Origin of the sequence: Psychrobacter sp. Ps6, assembly GCF_022129235.1 — a bacterium.
Classification (GTDB): Bacteria; Pseudomonadota; Gammaproteobacteria; order Pseudomonadales; family Moraxellaceae; genus Psychrobacter.
The window spans coordinates 213,417-232,603 of record NZ_JADQAI010000004.1 but is presented as its reverse complement, the minus strand read 5'-3'; the positions used below and the strand labels follow the sequence as shown (position 1 = coordinate 232,603).

General features: G+C 44.4%; 17 protein-coding genes. 9 read left to right on the top strand and 8 right to left on the bottom strand.

Features of this window, described 5'->3' with window-relative positions; translation table 11 throughout:
- Positions 1-29 precede the first annotated feature (29 nt).
- A complete protein-coding gene (gene mtgA / locus I3255_RS06870; RefSeq protein WP_238038152.1) occupies positions 30-716 on the bottom strand; it encodes a monofunctional biosynthetic peptidoglycan transglycosylase in 687 nt (228 codons plus the stop codon).
- Positions 717-1,004: 288 nt separating this feature from the next.
- Here mtgA and I3255_RS06865 point away from each other — a divergent pair, with 288 nt between their 5' ends.
- The 4 genes from I3255_RS06865 to I3255_RS06850 all read left to right on the top strand — a co-directional run bounded on the left by I3255_RS06865 (position 1,005) and on the right by I3255_RS06850 (position 4,694).
- Complete coding sequence (locus tag I3255_RS06865; RefSeq protein ID WP_238038151.1) at positions 1,005-1,316, top strand: glutaredoxin family protein; 312 nt, start codon at positions 1,005-1,007, stop codon at positions 1,314-1,316.
- A 38-nt stretch (positions 1,317-1,354) separates the two neighbouring features.
- On the top strand, positions 1,355-2,542 hold the full coding sequence (locus I3255_RS06860) for an alpha-hydroxy acid oxidase (RefSeq protein WP_238038150.1): 1,188 nt from the start codon (positions 1,355-1,357) through the stop codon (positions 2,540-2,542).
- A 111-nt stretch (positions 2,543-2,653) separates the two neighbouring features.
- The gene (locus I3255_RS06855; RefSeq protein ID WP_238038149.1) at positions 2,654-3,745 is read left to right on the top strand and encodes a rhomboid family intramembrane serine protease; all 1,092 of its coding nucleotides are present in this window, start codon (positions 2,654-2,656) and stop codon (positions 3,743-3,745) included.
- A 133-nt stretch (positions 3,746-3,878) separates the two neighbouring features.
- Complete coding sequence (locus I3255_RS06850) at positions 3,879-4,694, top strand: MipA/OmpV family protein (RefSeq protein WP_238038148.1); 816 nt, start codon at positions 3,879-3,881, stop codon at positions 4,692-4,694.
- 150 nt (positions 4,695-4,844) lie between these two features.
- Here the strand turns inward: I3255_RS06850 and I3255_RS06845 are convergent, their stop codons facing one another.
- The 3 genes from I3255_RS06845 to fumC all read right to left on the bottom strand — a co-directional run bounded on the left by I3255_RS06845 (position 4,845) and on the right by fumC (position 7,495).
- Positions 4,845-5,192: a hypothetical protein gene (locus tag I3255_RS06845; protein ID WP_238038147.1), complete on the bottom strand. Its 348-nt coding sequence runs from the start codon at positions 5,190-5,192 to the stop codon at positions 4,845-4,847.
- Between the two features lie 117 nt (positions 5,193-5,309).
- Positions 5,310-5,909, bottom strand: coding sequence for a hypothetical protein (locus I3255_RS06840; RefSeq protein WP_238038146.1), 600 nt, complete (start codon positions 5,907-5,909; stop codon positions 5,310-5,312).
- 182 nt (positions 5,910-6,091) lie between these two features.
- The gene (gene fumC, locus I3255_RS06835) at positions 6,092-7,495 is read right to left on the bottom strand and encodes a class II fumarate hydratase (protein ID WP_238038145.1); all 1,404 of its coding nucleotides are present in this window, start codon (positions 7,493-7,495) and stop codon (positions 6,092-6,094) included.
- A 207-nt stretch (positions 7,496-7,702) separates the two neighbouring features.
- Here fumC and I3255_RS06830 point away from each other — a divergent pair, with 207 nt between their 5' ends.
- Together I3255_RS06830 and I3255_RS06825 are read left to right on the top strand one after the other, a co-directional pair.
- Positions 7,703-8,368: a 5-formyltetrahydrofolate cyclo-ligase gene (locus tag I3255_RS06830; protein WP_238038144.1), complete on the top strand. Its 666-nt coding sequence runs from the start codon at positions 7,703-7,705 to the stop codon at positions 8,366-8,368.
- On the top strand, positions 8,368-8,622 hold the full coding sequence (locus tag I3255_RS06825; protein WP_238038143.1) for a hypothetical protein: 255 nt from the start codon (positions 8,368-8,370) through the stop codon (positions 8,620-8,622). The genes I3255_RS06830 and I3255_RS06825 overlap by 1 nt, the downstream gene beginning before the upstream one ends.
- A 99-nt stretch (positions 8,623-8,721) precedes the next feature.
- Here I3255_RS06825 and I3255_RS06820 read toward each other — a convergent pair whose 3' ends face one another.
- The gene (locus tag I3255_RS06820; protein ID WP_238038142.1) at positions 8,722-10,083 is read right to left on the bottom strand and encodes a Na+/H+ antiporter NhaC family protein; all 1,362 of its coding nucleotides are present in this window, start codon (positions 10,081-10,083) and stop codon (positions 8,722-8,724) included.
- 408 nt (positions 10,084-10,491) lie between these two features.
- Here I3255_RS06820 and lon point away from each other — a divergent pair, with 408 nt between their 5' ends.
- Both lon and I3255_RS06810 read left to right on the top strand, forming a co-directional pair.
- The gene (gene lon, locus I3255_RS06815; protein WP_238038141.1) at positions 10,492-13,092 is read left to right on the top strand and encodes an endopeptidase La; all 2,601 of its coding nucleotides are present in this window, start codon (positions 10,492-10,494) and stop codon (positions 13,090-13,092) included.
- Positions 13,093-13,463: 371 nt separating this feature from the next.
- Positions 13,464-14,021, top strand: a complete 558-nt coding sequence (locus I3255_RS06810) for a superoxide dismutase family protein (protein WP_238038140.1) — start codon at positions 13,464-13,466, stop codon at positions 14,019-14,021.
- A gap of 84 nt (positions 14,022-14,105) precedes the next feature.
- On the opposite strand, the gene topA is transcribed toward I3255_RS06810, so the two are convergent.
- Together topA and I3255_RS06800 are read right to left on the bottom strand one after the other, a co-directional pair.
- Positions 14,106-16,772: a type I DNA topoisomerase gene (gene topA, locus I3255_RS06805; RefSeq protein WP_238038139.1), complete on the bottom strand. Its 2,667-nt coding sequence runs from the start codon at positions 16,770-16,772 to the stop codon at positions 14,106-14,108.
- 253 nt (positions 16,773-17,025) lie between these two features.
- Positions 17,026-17,628: a hypothetical protein gene (locus tag I3255_RS06800; protein ID WP_238038138.1), complete on the bottom strand. Its 603-nt coding sequence runs from the start codon at positions 17,626-17,628 to the stop codon at positions 17,026-17,028.
- A 387-nt stretch (positions 17,629-18,015) separates the two neighbouring features.
- On the opposite strand from I3255_RS06800, the gene I3255_RS06795 reads away from it, so the two are divergent.
- Entirely contained in the window at positions 18,016-18,549 is a 534-nt protein-coding gene (locus I3255_RS06795; RefSeq protein WP_238038137.1) for a DUF2799 domain-containing protein, read from the top strand.
- Between the two features lie 200 nt (positions 18,550-18,749).
- Here I3255_RS06795 and I3255_RS06790 read toward each other — a convergent pair whose 3' ends face one another.
- Positions 18,750-19,151: a biopolymer transporter ExbD gene (locus I3255_RS06790; protein WP_238038136.1), complete on the bottom strand. Its 402-nt coding sequence runs from the start codon at positions 19,149-19,151 to the stop codon at positions 18,750-18,752.
- Positions 19,152-19,187 lie beyond the last annotated feature (36 nt).

The following is a 19,187-nucleotide window of genomic DNA, read 5'->3' as shown; positions in this document are numbered from 1 at the left end:
TTCTTATTGTTAAGGCTTCTTTTAAAAGATTAAGACACTTGCGGTAATACCGCGTTTTTCATGCGTTTTTTGATAATACGTTGTTTGTTACGCAAGCCTCTGTCGCCTTGATTGTCTTCATAATACTTCGGATTGGTAAGCATCCCAATGAGGAGCGCTGACTCGTCTCGATTCAGATTGGCCGCAGATTTATCAAAATAATGATGCGCTGCGGCATCGATACCATAGATACCGTTACCAAACTCTGCCACATTAAGATAAGCGGTCAAGATACGTTGCTTGTCCCATAGCGTTTCTATCATGACAGTAATGACAGCCTCTTCCGCCTTACGCACATAAGAGCGATGCGAAGTCAAAAATAGGTTTTTTGCTAGCTGCTGCGTAATGGTTGAGCCACCAGCGGACATTTTGCCAGTTTCTTCATTTTTCTTTTGTGCCGCTTTGATGCCTTTAATATCAAAGCCATTGTGCTGACTAAACGTCGAGTCCTCACTCACGATTGCTGCTTGCTTGGCAGACTTGGCGATGGCATCGTACTCAGCCCATGTCTGCGTGACCGTGCCACCCGTTAGGCGATGCGTCAACATAAACATGCTGTTGTTAATTGGCTGCGTTTTCCAAATTAGTAGTAATCCGGTGACCAAAATATGGAATGCGACAACCAATAACATAATAGCTAATAACAGACGTTTGATAAACTTGCCAAAACTTGTCATGCGCGATATCCGAGTGATTAAAAAAGTAATAAGGTAATATAGGTCATCTGCTAATAACTAAAAACAGCAACTATGAACCAATGGTCCTAAAATAGCTGTCATTGCCTTTTATTAACAGGCAGTCATTAGTAACGACCGATAGCAGGTCATCTTACCTAATCTCACAATCGCTGTCATTATTTACACCATTTCTTTATGATGTAATAATAACCCAACTATTTTTTACTTTTTATCAAAACAGCCTAATAATCAGTATTTTTTGGCATACTTTAAGCTCAGAGACTCACCATGCATAATAATAGTATAGAAATATTACGAGCGCGTGTTATCGCAGCAAGCCCAAACCTCAATATCGATGAAAACAGCAATCAATGGTGGCTGCTTGGTACCTCTGGTTGTCATTTATGTGATATCGCTGAGCAAATACTTGCACAGTTTCAGTCGGTACAACCAATCACTTATCAAAATGTCGATATTGCAGACTTCGATGAGGCGCTTATGATGGATTTTGCTACGACTATTCCTGTCATTTTGACCCCATCACAGCGGTTAAACTATCCGTTTTCGGTAATGGATTTGCAGCAATTGCTTATGCAATAAGATCCACTCACCTATCCATCATTTGTAGTGAGAACGCTATGCTAAATCTAGAAAAAATGACCGATATTGAAGATCTGCGCCGTGTCGCTGAGCGCAAAGTGCCGCGCATGTTCTACGACTATGTCGATTCAGGCTCGTGGACTGAGACCACTTACCGTAATAATGAGACTGACTTTGACCGTATCAAGCTACGCCAGCGCGTATTGGTCGATATGGACAACCGCAGTCTAGCAACTCATATGATTGGTGAGCCAGTAAAGATGCCAGTCGCCATCGCCCCAACGGGGTTTACGGGCATGATGTGGGCCGATGGTGAGATACATGCGGCGCGCGCAGCAGAACAGTTTGGCGTGCCCTTCTCACTCTCGACCATGAGCATTTGCTCTATCGAAGATGTCGCCACTCATACCAGTAAGCCGTTTTGGTTTCAGCTCTATGTCATGCGCGATAAAGACTTCATGGCCAACCTCATTCGCCGTGCCAAAGAAGCCAATTGCTCAGCGCTTATTCTCACAGCAGATTTGCAAGTGCTCGGACAACGCCACAAAGATATCAAAAACGGTCTGTCCGCACCGCCTAAGCCTACTCTAACCAATATTCTAAACCTCATGACCAAGCCGCAGTGGTGTAAGAATATGCTGGGCACCAAACGTCGTACATTTGGTAATATCGTCGGTCATGCACAGAATGTCGAGGATCTGTCATCACTCTCTGCTTGGACGGCAGAGCAATTCGACCCGCGTCTGAGCTGGGATGATGTGGCGCGTATCAAAGACATGTGGGGCGGTAAACTTATCATAAAAGGCATCATGGAGCCTGAAGATGCCATTATGGCCGCTCGTAGTGGCGCGGACGCTCTGGTGGTCTCAAACCATGGTGGGCGTCAATTGGATGGCGCGTTGTCTTCCGTCTCTGCTCTATCGGATATCGTACAGGCAGTACAAGCCGAAAACAGCGATATCGAGGTGTGGCTAGACAGTGGTATTCGCTCTGGTCAAGATGTCTTAAAAGCTATCGCATTGGGCGCAAAAGGCACGATGATTGGCCGCTCTTTTCTCTATGGATTGGGAGCGTATGGTGAAGATGGGGTGCGCCGCGCGCTTGAAATCATCTATAAAGAGTGTGATATATCCATGGCTTTCTGTGGACACACTGATATCAATACCGTCACGGATGATATCTTGGTAAAAGGGACGTATGAGAACCTCAAAGTGGGTCGTTTTTAGAGCGGCTGATTGTAGAGCAATCGACGTTTAAAACTGGCTATGCTATGCATAACATAATTTGCTCCTACCCTTTATACTGTCTCTATAACATTTTGATGACAGTTAGCCTTTATGACCATTCAGCAATTATTAAAAACAGCGCCCGTCACTACCCTGCTATTAGCCAGCTTTATCGGGCTGTTTGTCATGCAGCTAGTCACGGGCGTCGATGCCAATAACCCGTCAACTGAAGCGTTAGTTAAATGGGGTGCCAACGCTTTACCTTTAACGATGATGGATGATCCATGGCGATTGGCCAGTAGTGCGTTTTTGCACATTGGTCTCATGCATTTGTTGTTTAATGGCTTTGCCATGTATTTTTTTGGGCAGATTGCTGAGCCGATGTTTGGCTCAGCCAAGTTTTTGGCCTTATTTTTACTGGCAGCCATCGGTGGCAATTTGCTCAATAACTATGTCACATGGCAGAGTATTATAGAAGGTACAGGACAGCCCGGCCTATCAGCGGGTGCCTCTGGTGGTATCATGGGGATTGGCGCGGCATTATTGATCGCTGCTTTGTTTAAGATATCGGTCAATGGCATGATGCTCAATCTCAAGAGTTTGATCATTATCATGGCGATTAACTTAGTTTATGGCTTTGCCGTACCGGGTATCGATAATGCTGGTCATATCGGCGGCGCGATCACAGGGCTTGTTGTTGCTTTGGCTTTTGCGATTGGTTACCGTCAGCGTCTCGCGGTCGCTATGCACAATGCCGCTACTCAGCAAGCGCAGCGTGTCCACCCTTATCAAACCACCTATCACTACGGTGACCAAGACAATAATCAATATCATAGCCAGTATAATGAGCCACTCGATAACTCAGACCGTTATGGCAGCAGCTCTATCGATCAATCATTTTCCCTCAATACTGATTTGATCAAGCAAAATGCTGAATTGGATAACAATGACTCTAGGTTAGACAACCGTGATGTGACTATGCCAGATATGCACGGCAGTGATATGAAAAGAGTTGCTGCTGTAAATTTAGCCTTAAAAGACAATACAACTCACAGCACAATCGAATCTAAAGACCCCGTTAAACCTTCGTTTATTTGGCAACTATTACCATGGCTTGTGATGCTGATTATTAGCATTGGCTTTGTCTGGTGGTGGCAAGATATCCATCAGCAAATACTACAAGTGCTAAAAGCCATTGAGTAAATGCTCATACTTATCTATCATTGCTAAATAACTACCAATAACAGCTTAATCATTTAGATTATTTATTCGCTTTTTGCTCGTTTTTACCTGACCTTACTATCCCGTTATTTCTACTCACCCACGAGACCCAATTATGTTAAAACTTGCAGCACAACCTCACTTCTCTACGCGAGTCATGCTGAGCACGTTAACCGCTACTGCTTTACTCAGTGTGTCTAGCCTGTCTAGTGCCATTCCTTTTCTTAATAAAAACTTACCGACTGACAAAGACGCCGAATTGAGCGTTGGGGTCAATGTCATGGCGGTCAAATCAGCCTATGATCTCGAAGACAGCACTGAAGTGCGTGTGCTACCGGGCATTTTTTATGACAATAATAGGATCTATGCGCGCGGTGCTCAAGCGGGTGCGTATTTGATCAATGATGGTGTCAATCAGCTGTCTGCTTACGCGCAGCTCGCAGGGAATTCGTTTGATCCTGATGATGCTAATGGTGCCCTGCAAGGTCTCGATGAGCGTAAACTATCCGCAGAAGCAGGTATAAGCTACCAGCGTCGCACGCCTATCGGTGCGTTTCGCGGTCAGTTTGCAACAGATGTGTTGGACCAAAGTGGCGGCAATACGGGGCGCTTAACCTACCTTGCCAAGATCACGAGAAACAAGCTGACGGTCTATCCAAGCATCGGCTTTGAGTATCATGACGCGGCCTACAATGAATACTACTATGGCGTCAGTGAAGAAGAGTCAGCGGAAACAGGCATTGCCGCTTATAAATCTAACTCAAGCTTGAATCCGTATGTCAGCGTTAGTGCCAACTACGACTTTAATGATAAATGGGCAGGGTTTGCCAATCAAAGCGTGAGCTATGTACCCAATGAGCAATACGATAGCCCAATGGTAGACTCTCGTACAGAAGCGTCGACAACGCTTGGTTTGCTTTATAAGTTTTAGTTGAAATTTGATGTTTGATGTTTGATGTGAAAAAGACCTTACTACATGACGTAGTAAGGTCTTTTTCACATCAAACATCATATTAAACACGCTAGGTGTTAATTCAACCTTAACTCAATAATTTGTAGTATTTAATTATTTTTCCTACTATTAAATATTGCCATCAACCCAACGATACTTTCTTATAAGCGACTCTGTTTTCGTCTCAAACCTTCTTTCATCTTCAGATATAACAGCTTTCAATAACCAACCTGCATCTATACCAGCTGATTTTATAGAATCTTCTTTATCTTTGTGCTTTTCATACAGTTCAATCAAAGGCGTTCCTTGCCAATGAAAATTATCACCACCCATCAAATCTCTTAACGAAAACCATTCGTCTTTTCTATTCTTACACCAACAATAGACACCACCTTGCAAAAAGGCTTTTATTTTTTCCTTTTGTTGATTCGTAATTTGATATACATCGTGTACTCTATGATCACCATCTAAGAACATAACAAACCCTCACTTTTTAAAAATTAGATTAATGTGAACTACTTGCTTTACCATCTTTTACAACAACGACGCTTATTTTTACAGTCTTGAAGCTGAATATTATTTCCAATCGAACAACTAGGAGTCATTCGCTTCGATATAATCTACTAATTTTTGCCCATCAGGCATACTATGCATAACGCGTAGAAACAGTATTTTACGATCTAGTATATCTTTAATAGTGGATGCTTTTAGCGGGCTATTGAGCCTTTTAAACGCTGCTAATTCTTGATAATGTAGCGCACTCTCATCACCTTGATATTCTTTTGTTAGCGTTTTTCCTGTTCCTCTGCCATAGCCAACAATACCCACACCATTTTCATATAAAAAGACAATATCACCTTCTACAATTTTGTTTATTTTAAGTTTCCATGGTTCATAGGTTGCAGCAGCATGCCCCAAATCCAACATATTTCTATGCATGTCAACATCATATCGCTTATTAGTATTTAGAAGATAGAAGCTACTGACCATGGTCTCATCTTCTATTTTTGCATTTTCTGCTATTTCTAAACCAGCTTCCATAAGTTTGACCATAGTTTCTTGTTTTGAAATAGATAAATAATCAGCAAGATCTTCAATTGCCAATTGTGTCTCTTTTGGCACTCTGACTGTTGTTGCTACGAGATTGTCCTTATCTCGCTTTGCTTCGTAAATCATCTCGACGATACCTGACATGGTTTCCTCATAGTTGTCTAGTTAAGTTATTTCAATTATATTCAAAATTCATTATTAAAGTATATACAACATCTGTTAACAACCAAATTTACATCTGTCAAAAATCAAATACAAAAAAACCCCACCAAATGGTAGGGCTTTTTATGTTTCATTCGGTCAACGTATAACCGAATCAAAATAACTTACTTAGGATGTACCATATCAGCAGGAATGACCCACTCATCAAACTGCGCTTCAGTTAATAGCTCTAGCTCGACCGCCACTTGCTTTAAAGTTTTGTTTTCTTTATAAGCCGTCTTAGCAATTTTCGCAGCATTTTCATAACCAACATGACGGTTCAATGACGTTACTAGCATCAATGAATTGTGCAAGAAGTCATCGATTTTGTCTTTTACTGGCTCGATACCCACGGCACAATTTTCGTTGAAACTGTTGCAAGCATCGCCAAGCAGCTTGATAGATTGCAATAAGTTAAACGCGATCACTGGCTTATACACGTTTAGCTCAAAGTTACCTGATGCGCCAGCCATGCTGATAGTCGTGTCGTTACCCATGACCTGAGCGACAACCATCGTCATTGCTTCTGACTGCGTTGGGTTAACTTTACCCGGCATGATAGAAGAGCCTGGCTCATTTTCAGGAATCGTCAACTCACCCAAACCACAACGAGGACCTGATGCTAACCAACGTACATCGTTAGCGATTTTGTTTAAGCTAGCGGCTAGCGTTTTTAGGGCACCTGACGCAAATACTTCGGCATCACGAGCCGCTAGCGCTTCAAATTTGTTTGGTGACGTGACGAATGGCAAGCCAGTCAAAGTCGCTAGTTGCTCAGCTGCTTTTACGGCATAGTCAGGATGGGCGTTTAGACCAGTACCAACCGCCGTACCGCCTAGTGGCAATTCATATAGACCTTGTAGCGCGTTGTCGATACGAGTTAACGCGTGGTCAAGTTGGCTTACATAGCCGCTGAACTCTTGGCCTAGAGTCAAAGGCGTCGCGTCTTGTAAATGTGTACGACCGATTTTTACGATGTTATCGAATTCTTTTGCCTTTTTATCCAATGTATCGCGCAATGCTTGGACTGCTGGGATCAACAAGCTGTTTATCTGACGAGCAGCCGCCACACGAATTGCTGTTGGGAAGCTGTCGTTGGTAGACTGTGCATGGTTGACATGGTCATTTGGGTGAATTGGCGTGTAGCTACCGCGCTCAGAACCCGCAATTTCGTTGGCACGATTGGCTAAGACTTCGTTCATGTTCATGTTTGACTGAGTGCCAGAACCTGTCTGCCATACGACTAATGGGAACTGATCGACCAGACCACCATTGATGATTTCGTCAGCGGCTTGTACGATAAGATCACGCTTGTCGCCTTCGATACGCTCTAGGCTTGCATTGGTAATCGCAGCGGCTTTTTTGACCAGTGCCATCGCTTCAATCATCGGACGCGGCAATGTCTCGCCACCGATTTTGAAGTTTTCGCGGCTACGCTGAGTTTGCGCGCCCCAATAAGCATCAGCTGGGACTTCTACGTTACCCATGGTGTCTTTTTCGGTACGAGTTGCCTGATTCTGTGTCGACATAACTACCCTCTTTACTGGTTTGTTGTTTTATGATTGCTCTAAAAAATGCAACAGCTGCTGCACATAAAGGAGAATACGATATAAAGTGGCGTTATGATAGCATGACTAGGGCGTGTTGAATATTCACAAATCGCCTTGGTCAATGCCTAAAAACGAATGTCTAAAAGCGACCCTCATCATTCTGATATTTCATTGGATAGTCTACTTATGCACTCTGAAACCATACCCACTGAGTCAAAAACGCTTAACTCACAAGAACCCACGCTAATTAACCCACCTAGACAACACTTTACCCGCCAGCGTCGCCAGTTAAGCGAAAGCGCACGTAGGAATTTGGCGCAAGCAGCGAGCCTGCATCTGTCTAAGTTACAGCAGCGACTGCCAGCAAAGGCACGTGTTGGGTTATATTATGATGGCTTTGGTGAGCTACCCACTCAGCCACTGCTTGATTGGTGCGGACGCTTAGGCTATTTACCTTATTTACCTGTCGTTGGTTCTCTCGGTCGTACTAGTAATGGTAGTGATGATAAACGGTTGCGTTTTGTGCCTGTTTACCACTCAAAACTAATCAATGTCCCCACTCGCATTCATCAGCTCGGCATGAAGCAAAATCACAGCCGCGCTCTGCTATGGGCATCAGAATTAGACGTTATTATCTGTCCGTTAGTCGCGGTAGATAAACACGGTAATCGTATGGGCATGGGTGGCGGTTTTTATGATACGACGCTTGGCAAAAGCTATCGTTCTGGGGCGTCAAGACCGCTTAAAATTGGCTGGTGTTATGATTTTCAGGTGGTTGAAGCGTTACAACGTCAGCCGTGGGATGTGCCATTAGATGGCTTAATTACGCCAAGCAGCATAAGGTGGTTTTAATGAAAGACGATAAACAATTTGAAAAAGACTCTAGCACTACTGATTCCAGTGCAGACAATGTGGATGAATATTTGCAAACACTGGGCAATGAGGACGCTAGAGAGCAACGCTACTATAGTCAAGAACAACCGTTTAGCGCTGATGAAATGACACGGCTCGTCAATGAAGATCGCTTCAATGAATTGCTCGCGCAAAGTGATGCATTTTTGAGCAGTTTGAATGGTGAAATCAAAGATTTTGATGAAGATTATTAAAAAGCATATTAATTAAGCAATAAAGAGAAATGAAAAAGGCAAGCATAGCTTATAGCTATACTCGCCCTTTATATTAAACCCAATCATTCGAATCATTTACTACAACACCATCGCTGCAATCCAACCAAAGGCTAATAGTGGAATGTTGTAATGTAAGAAAGTCGGTACCACACTGTCCTTGATATGGTCATGCTGTCCGTCAATATTTAGACCAGAGGTTGGCCCCAATGTCGAATCTGACGCAGGCGAACCTGCATCACCCAGCGCGCCAGCCGTACCGATAATTGCTACCGTCGCGAGTGGCGAAAAACCCAAAGAGATACATAGCGGCACATAAATCGCGGCCAAAATAGGAATGGTCGAGAATGATGAACCAATACCCATGGTCACAATCAAACCAATTAATAGCATGATAAATGCTGCCATCGCTTTATTACCACCGAACAGTGACGCCGCACCATCAACTAATGGCTGAATCTGCTCAGTGGCTTTCATAACTTCAGCAAAGCCTTGCGCCGTAATCATAATAAAGCCAATCATCGCCATCAGCTTGATACCGTCATTAAAGACGCCATCAGCATCACGCCACTTCACCACACCTGTTGCCATAAATACGCCAAAGCCAAACATTGAGCCAAGTAGTAGCGAATCAGTGTATAACTGCACAACGAAAGCCGTCACGATAGCAGCCAATGCAACCAGCGTTTTTAGCTTACTTTGCGACTGTGCACCAGCGGCAGTTTTGCTTAATGCATCGCCTTCTACGACGGCATCATGCGCTTGCTGGTCTATCGCTATTTGCTGATACGCACGTGGCTTACGATAACTAATAAATACCGCGACCAGCAGACCAATTAGCATGCCGAGCGCAGGGATCGCCATGGCCTTCACCACAGAAATATTGGCGACATCAATGCCCGCTTCACCTACGTTTTTTAGCATGATCTGATTGAGGTAAATATCGCCAAACCCATAAGGAATAAACATATAGGTGGTGACCAGCCCAAAAGTAATCAGACAAGCAATTAAGCGTCTATCAATCTGCATTCGATTAAATGCCAATAACAGCGGCGGTACCAGTAACGGAATAAAGGCAATATGAATGGGAATTAAGTTTTGGCTAAAGCAGCTCATGGTGATAAGACCTGCAAACAGCATATATTTAATCATCCCGCTCGTGCCAGCGGCATCAATGCGTCTAATTACTGTCCCTGCCAACGATTGCGGTAAGCCCGAATGTGCAATCGCTACTGCAAAAGCCCCCAGCAAGGCATACGATAGCGCAATCTCTGCGCCATTACGGATACCTTCTTGGAAGGCATTTAACGTGTCGGTAATACCAAGACCTGCTAATAATCCACCTGCCAGCGCCCCGATTAATAAACTGAGCACCACGTGCACTCGCGAAAGTGACAGTCCTAGCATAATAATAACTGCCAGCAGTACCGCATTGATGGCCATGTGTTGCCCCTTGCTCTTTATAGCTTGGTCCCATTGAGACCTATGAATATTGACACCGATGAATAGCGCTTTGCTGTCTAAAACGTCTCAATATCAGATCGTTTCTCAGACGCGTTTTTAGACGCGCGCCAGTTTACCTTATTTTGGATATAAAGCCTACGTATAGAACCGAGTAGACATCAACAGTATTCAAGTGTCATCCGCACCTATCAAACCCTCTATACTTGCTGTCTGTATTGTCACTTATAAGCCAATCACATTGTTAATGACTATGTACCCAGACAACTATTTAACAAAGATAAGCGTGCGACTTTATCAATGAGCCTTGCAATTTTATCTGTGGACACCATTTATCTAGACATGAACCACGAACTTGACTTTACAAGTCTGGGGAAAGAGGAAAAATATATGAGTGAACATAAAATAACCCAAGACAATATCGACATTGATGTCGACGTTTCAACGCCTACTGCAGAAAATAACGAGGCAGATACCTCGTCTAATGATGCGCTAGAGACAGCGTCAACTGATGTCAAAAACACTGATCTTGATAATACTGATTCTAATAACAAAGACGTAAACGATAGCCAAGATGAAAGTTATTTGCCACTCTTGGCATTGCGAGATGTCGTCGTTTATCCACACATGCAGATCGCCTTGTTTGTGGGACGTGCGCCATCGGTGAAAGCCGTTGAGCTGGCACAGGCCGAGTATGGCAACAAAGTACTGGTCGTCGCGCAAAAAGACTCATTGACCGAAGACATTGATCAAGACAACTTGTATCAATACGGTACGGTGTGCCGCATCGTCAGCACCATGCCGCACGATAGCGATGAGAACTGCATCAAAGTATTGATCGAAGGTCAATATCGCGCCCGTGTCGATAACATCGAAAGTCATGATGATCTATTGATGGCGAGATTTGAGCGTGCTGATCTTGATGTCACTATGGATGAGAGCCAGCAAAAAAACACCATTCAGGCGTTGACTACCCTGTTTGAAGGCTATGCGGATGCGCGTCTGCGTAATTCCCGTGAGCTGACCCGCGTGGCGAAGCGTATCGATGATTTGCTTGAGCTTGTGTACTTTATCTCAACTCGCGTCTCGATGGATCTTGATATCAAGCAGTCGTTCTTAGAAGAAAACGATGTCAAAACGCACATCAACACCTTGACTGAATATCTGGTCAAGCAAAGTGCTGAGCAAAATATCGAACAAGATATCCAAGATGCCGTTCGTCAGCAGATGGAAGACAATCAGCGCGAATACTTCTTGAATGAGAAGATGAAAGCCATCAAAAACGAGCTGTCAGATATGAATGACGGCGCGTTCGATGGTGAAGATGATGTGGCTGAGCTAGAGCAGCGTCTCGAAGATGCTGACTTGCCAGATGATGTGCGCAAAAAAGCAGAGCAAGAGTTTAAAAAACTCAAAATGATGCCGCCTGCATCGAGCGAATCGTCAGTGGTACGCAACTACATTGAATGGATTTTGGATACGCCGTGGAATGCGACGACCAAAGTCTCGATCAATCTAGATAAAGCCAAAACCGTCTTAGACGAAGATCATTATGGCCTGCAAGATGTGAAAGATCGCATCTTAGAGTATCTCGCCGTACAATCACGTGTGAAAAAACTACGTGGCCCGATTCTTTGTCTCGTCGGTCCTCCAGGTGTGGGTAAAACGTCATTGGGTGAGTCGATTGCCCGTGCTACAGGTCGTAAGTTTGTGCGTATGGCACTTGGCGGCGTGCGTGATGAAGCTGAGATTCGTGGCCATCGCCGTACCTATATCGGTGCGATGCCAGGTAAAATTGTGCAATCGCTTGCGAAGGTAGAAGTGAAAAACCCGCTATTCCTATTGGATGAAATCGATAAGATGGCGCAAGACTTTCGCGGTGATCCAGCATCAGCTTTGCTCGAAGTATTGGACCCTTCACAGAACGACACCTTTAACGACCATTATTTAGATATGGACTTAGACTTGTCGCAAGTCATGTTCATCTGTACTGCCAATAGCATGGATATTCCGCCTGCGCTACTTGACCGTATGGAAGTCATTCGCTTGCCAGGTTATACCGAAGAAGAAAAGGTCAATATCGCACAGAAGTACCTCGTGCCAAAAGCGATTAAGAATAACGGTCTCAAAGAAGGCGAGATTGAGATTGTTGAAGCGGCATTGCATAGCATCGTTCAGCGCTATACGCGTGAAGCAGGTGTACGTAATCTTGAGCGTGAAGTGAATAAAATCTGCCGTAAAGTGGTTCGCGGTTCGGTTGAAACTCATGGTGCGCGTGCTCCGAAAAAAGCGGAACGTCAGCTAGTGACCGTCGATGACAAAAATATCGATGACTATCTAGGCGTGCATCAGTACGACTACGGTCTGGCAGAAGAAGAGCCTGAGATTGGTCGTATCACTGGTCTTGCGTGGACACAGGTCGGTGGTGAGCTGTTGACCATCGAAGCGGTCGGTATGAAAGGTAAAGGGGAGCTTAGCTTTACTGGTTCACTCGGCGATGTGATGAAAGAGTCGATTCGTGCGGCGATGAGTGTGGTTCGTGCTCGCGGTGATAGCTTAGGTATTGACTACGAGACGATCAAAACCACGGACATCCATGTCCATATGCCAGAAGGCGCGACGCCAAAAGACGGCCCCTCTGCTGGTGGTGCACTGACGACAGCACTGGTCTCTGCCTTGACAGGTATTGCCATTCGTCCAGACATCGCGATGACAGGTGAGATCACCTTGCGTGGTAAAATCCTACGTATTGGTGGTCTTAAAGAAAAACTACTCGCGGCGCATCGTGGCGGCATCAAGCACGTCTTGATCCCAGCGACCAATGAGCGTGATTTGGCTGATATCCCTGATAACGTCAAAGAAGGCTTGACCATTCAACCAGTCGCCACGATTGAAGAGATATTAAAGGTTGCTTTGGTAGATATGCCAAAACCCCTAAAACCTGCAAAAGTGACGGTCGATAAAACCTCTGGCAAAGCGCTACACAACTAATTGAGTATTCGTTAGTCAAATTCTTAAAAAATAAGAGCCGCTCATCACGATGATGGGCGGCTTTTTTATGCTTATTGATCGTTAGTTTACTAACAGCCTGTTCATTACCAATTCATGTTTTTAGGTAATCCAATACGCTCTGTCGTTCATTTGATTTAATTAATTTTTTTGCCATCTGATTTTTCAAACCCATACGTTACTTACATTTATTAACCGATTGTTGCGCATTTGATGAATAACTATAGAGTTTGCTTGGCTATACTGACGGTGATGTTAACGAATATCGATACGCGCTCTAACAGAACAATAAATACAGATATTTGTGACTTTAATTATGTTCTAAATAATGAATAAAACAACTGGAGATAATAATGAATAAGATAATGCTTGCAAGTGCTCTATTATGTGGTTCAGCGTTAGCGATGACTGGTTGCCAAACTGTCGAAAGCCAAATGCAAACGGGCAACCCTTTGTCTCAGCCTACTTTGAAATCAACCATCAAAGCGGTAAGCGGTGATAAGAACGAAGTCGGACAGATGTTCCTACGTCCTGTTGACGGCGGCGTACAGGTCTATGGTAAGCTGATGAATTTACAGCCGGGCCAAACAGTGGCACTGCATATCCATGAGACAGGCAGCTGTGCTGACATGGGTAAAGCGGCAGGTGGTCACTTTAACCCTGACAACAAACCACACTCTAATCCAGATGACATGAATGGCCATGCGGGCGACCTGCCTAACCTAACAGCCAATGAAGATGGTGTCGCTACCATCAACTATGTGAACAAAAAAATCACGGCTGATGAAGCTGGTAAATATAGTGTCAATCGCTTAGCCTTTATCGTCCATGCAGGCGCAGATGATTACACTAGCCAGCCTTCAGGCGCATCAGGCGATCGCGTTGCTTGTGGTATTATCGAAAAGAGCTAATAGCGTCTACACTTAGCTATTATTGATAGCACAAAAAAACCTCTTAGCATCTAAGAGGTTTTTTTATGGTCGATAGAGAAGTTATTACTCTTCTACCCACTCGCCTTTACGCCAGTACACACCCCAACGCGTGGCCTTACCATTCTTTTCAGAGCCAATGTACTGCTCTTTTTTCTTACGCGACCAGCGCAAGATGGTTGGGTTACCCTCAGGATCTTCATCTGGCCCTGCAAACAGATACTGGAACTTGTCTTCCATCTTGTCTTTAATTTCCCGTAGCTCAGCAAGTTTCGGTGGACGCGTTTCTCTAACCTTTGGAAACTTAGAGGCCGCGAGGAACATACCAGCCGCGCCTTCACGCAAAATGAAGTAATCATCATGCTTGGTCGATTTTAGCTCCGGTAGATGGATTGGATCCATACGTGGCGGTGCTGCTTCGCCTGTTTTGAGTACCTTGCGAGTGTTATCGCAGTTCTGACAAGCAAAATACGGACCAAAGCGTCCTGTTTTAAGCTCCATCTGCCCATCGCACTTATTACAGTCGATGGTTGGTGCATCTGAGCCCGGTACTTCGAACTTACCTTCTTCTAGGATATAACCGTCACAATCAGGGTTGTTACCGCAGATGTGTAGTTTGAGGCCACCATCTACGATGTAACCATTCATCGCCGTGCCACATTTCGGACAGCGTTTTTTCTCCATCAAATCTTTAACTTCTGCCGCTTCATCATCGCCTTCTGCATCATCTAAGTTGGCAAATGCTTCGACTGGCATTAAATTTTTGGTGCCTTTACAGCGCTCTTTCGGCGGTAGATTATAGCCAGTACAGCCCAAGAATACGCCTGTTGAGCCTGTACGCAGCTGCATCGGACGATCACAGATATCGCAATGCACATCTGGCACATCAGTCGGATCATTCGGACGCATACCATCTTTGCCTTTGGCATGCTCAAGTGTGGTTTTGAACTCGCCATAGAAATTATCGAGCACATCTTTCCAATCTTGCTCACCCTCAGCGACATGATCGAGCTTGTCTTCAAGCGCAGCAGTAAAGGTGTAATCCATCAAGTCTGGGAAGCTGGCCGTCAATCTATCGGTGACGATATCACCCATTTTTTCAGCAAACAGACGCTTGTTCTCAAGCTTCACATAACCACGATCTTGAATGGTCGAGATAATGGAGGCATACGTCGATGGACGACCGATACCTTTTTTCTCAAGCTCTTTAACTAGGCTTGCTTCAGTATAGCGAGGCGCAGGCTTGGTAAAATGCTGACTTGGATCTAGCTTATCTAGGTTTAATTTGTCGCCTTTTTTGACATCAGGCAGTAAGGTATCGTCAGTCTTGGCTGGTGGCATGACTCTTGTATAGCCATCAAATACCATGGTACGACCGCGTGCTTTTAGCTCGATATCGCTTGCACCGACAAACAGGTTCACTGATAGATATTTGGCAGGCAACATCTGACACGCCACAAACTGACGCCAGATTAGCTCATATAGACGTATCGCATCGCGCTCCACACCTTTTAGCTGCGTTGATTTCATATGGACATTAGAGGGACGAATCGCTTCATGCGCCTCTTGTGCGCCTTGCTTATTACCATAGAAATTTGGCTTTTCTGGCACATACTTTGCGCCATAGCTGTCTTCGATATGACCTCGGACCGCAGCAAGTGCATCACCCGACAAGAACGTTGAGTCGGTACGCATATAAGTAATATGACCCGCTTCATACAGACGCTGCGCTAAAATCATGGTCTTTTTAACAGAAAATCCTAGCCGCGTACTAGCAGCCTGTTGCAAGGTCGAAGTAATAAAAGGCGCACTTGGACGCGACTGCGTTGGCTTTTCTTCACGCTCTTTGACGATAAAATCGCTTGCTTTAAGTATCTCAAGCACTTTATCGGTCTGCTCTTTATTACCAAGCTTTAGCGTTTTGCCGCCTTGCTTGGTCGCCTCTAAACGGATACCGATTTGCTCAGCATCTGAGGCTTTTTTAGCGTTGCCATTAGCAACGTGCGTGTCTGCATGAATCTGCCAGTACTCTTTTGGAATGAACGCGCGAATTTCATGCTCACGCTCAACGACCAGACGCATAGCGACTGACTGTACGCGGCCTGCAGACAGTCCACGGGCAATCTTTTGCCATAATAATGGCGATACCATAAAGCCAACGACACGGTCCAAGAACCGACGAGCTTGCTGAGCATTGACACGATCGATATCGAGCTTTGATGGTTGTTTAAAGGCATTTTGGATGGCAGATTTGGTAATCTCGTTAAAGACCACACGTTGATACTTGCTATCAGGGCCGCCGATGACTTCTTTTAAATGCCAAGCGATCGCTTCCCCTTCTCTATCCATATCTGTTGCCAGATAGATTTTGTCAGCGTCTTTGGCGAGTGCTTTAAGCTCTTTGATGACCTTGGTTTTGTTTGGCAATACTTCATAGACAGCAGCCCAGTCATGCTCTGGATCTATGCCCATACGGCGCACCAGTGCTTGCTGTGCTTTTTCTTCTTTGGTCAGACTGTCATCTTTTTTAGCGGTCGTTGCTTTCTTTGCACTTTTGCTCGCACTGACCGGCAAATCACGGACGTGGCCGATACTTGAGCGTACGATAAAGTCATCGCCAAGATATTTATTAATCGTTTTTGCCTTGGCTGGTGATTCTACAATCACCAAAGACTTGCCCTTTGGGCTGTCAGCAGCTGGTGCTGCGGCTTTTTTGGTTGTGGTTTTTGCCATATTCGACGACACCATAATATAGGTAAATTAAAAAATATAAGTAAACTAAAAGTGAAATTACACTCAGCAGTAAAGGAATTTATAGTAATAATGGCTGCTGATAAAAAAGGTTATAAAACAAATTATAACCATAAAATAAAGATATAGTTATAAAGACGTTACACTGCTAAGCGTTAAACTGTCAACTTTAAATAAATTGAATATGAAAAACTGCTTGCATATCGCCCTTTAATGGAGACAAAAAAGTGCTTTACTAGCCTTTCACTTCTTTTTGCATTTGTATCGCCCACTTCTCAAGATTGGCTTTGAGCACTAACAGATCTGCCTCAATCCGTTGCTGATGATACGTGGGATTAGAGTTTGGGCGCACGTAAGCAATGTCTTCCCAATAGATGATAATGCTATTTGCCTTGGTCATCAGCCCTTTAACAAATGGTTCAATGCTTACTGGTAGCTCTAATGGCGCTTTGTCCAAGCTAAAATCGGTTTTTTTCACCGTCACATTATTGCTGCTTTGCGTAGAGCGAATGGCACTTGGAATATGGAGTGTTTTCGCATCATCACTGGTATCAACAAAACTGCTATCTGGTCGCCATTGTCCATCGATCACTTGGTAACGTGTATGCGGCAGCTTGGTCTCTTCTAATATCAGACAATATTGCCCAAGCATACCGCGGCCATATTCATTATCACGACCTTTGATCCAATCAGGACAAGCAACGAGCTTTGGATTAAGCTGCAAACGGCGCGCGGTCATACGCAGCTTGTCTAAACGCTGATCGATACCATTCGGTTTGAGCGCCATCATACTCCCTAAGACGAATAGTACAATGATAACGCCAATCAATGTTCCCATGATGCTCTGGCCTTTTTACTAAATAAAAATGATGCTAAACAATATCAATATAACTGTCACAGCTGATAACCACTGTCTACGCTAACAGTAAAAATAACGGCTTTATAAATAACTATCCTATAAATCGTTAACGTGAACTGGCTACTACTCACATGACAGATAACGATATAGCAAGACTTATAATGCGCTCGAACCCGCAAAAATCAAGCACTGCCACTCAACTACTATTCAAAAACTGGCTATATGGCTCACTCTGTATTTGTCAGTTATACTGTTAAATCAGATATTTAGAGCACCTAATCATCAGTAGCATAGCCACATACAAAAAGTGGTCGGTGTAAAAAAGTGCTATGATAAACCATAATTTTAAACGCGCGCAGGTTTATTATGAATTATCTTATTAAGTCAAACTCATCAAGCGCTTATCACGCTCGCAAGCTGACAGGTAAACTCCTGAGCAAAACTGGCATAAGCTTATCGCTACTTGGCGCAATCGTGCTGACAGTGTCAGGCTGTGCCACCACCCAAAGCCTGTCCCCGCAGCAATGTCAAAGCAGTAACTGGCAAGAAGTCGGTTATGCCGATGGTCTACAAGGTCGTTCAGGGGCTTACTTTGGGCACTATACCAACAGCTGCGCCAGTGTCGGCGGCGCAAGTCCTAACCGTATACAGTGGGAGCAAGGACGACAGCAAGGTCTGAAAAACTACTGTACCGAGCTGAATGCTTATAAGCTCGGTCGCGAAGGCTATGACTGGCAGCCAGTCTGTCCATTAGAAGGTATTGAGAAATTAGAAGAAGCTTACTCTCAAGGACGCTACTACTATATACGTCAGCGCGATCTGGATTACTTGCGCTCGCCTTATCCGTTTGGTTACGGACATCTGGGCTTTGGCTACCGTCCATTTGGGTATGGCTGGTAAAAAGAAAACCTCAGTGATGACTTAATTTGAGGTTTAAGTCGTCACTGAGGTCGGAGAAAAGCTTATTATTTTAATCGTTCTTATTATTGTTATGGCGCTCGTGCTATTCATTGGCTTGTTGATTTATATCGCCAATTTTTTGCTGTAACGGACGTTGCATTTCGCTGCTTATTACTACTTACTACCGTTTATCGCTGTCATTATTCATTGACAAAGGCAATCTTGGTAAGTCCTGCTTGACTGGCAGCCGCCAAGACCTGAGCGACCGTATCATACTTACCTTCTTTATCGGCGCGCAGTTGCACTGAAGGATCTTTGCCGGTTGCGCCTTGCTCTTGCAGACGCGTCTCTAGCGCTTCCATGCTGATGGGATCGCTGTCCCAAAATATGCCCGCGTCTTTATCAATACTAATTTGAATGGCTTCTGGCGGTGTTTGATTGACCTCAGCACTGGTCTTTGGCAAATCTAAAGGAACCGTCGGATTCAGCACGGTCGCTGTCAATAAAAAGATAATCATCAATACCAGCATGATATCGATAAGCGGAATGAGGTTCATCTCATTCATACCTTGAACGTCATCATCACCCAGTTGAAATGCCATAATTATTCTCAATACTTGTGTTTATTGTCATGCCGC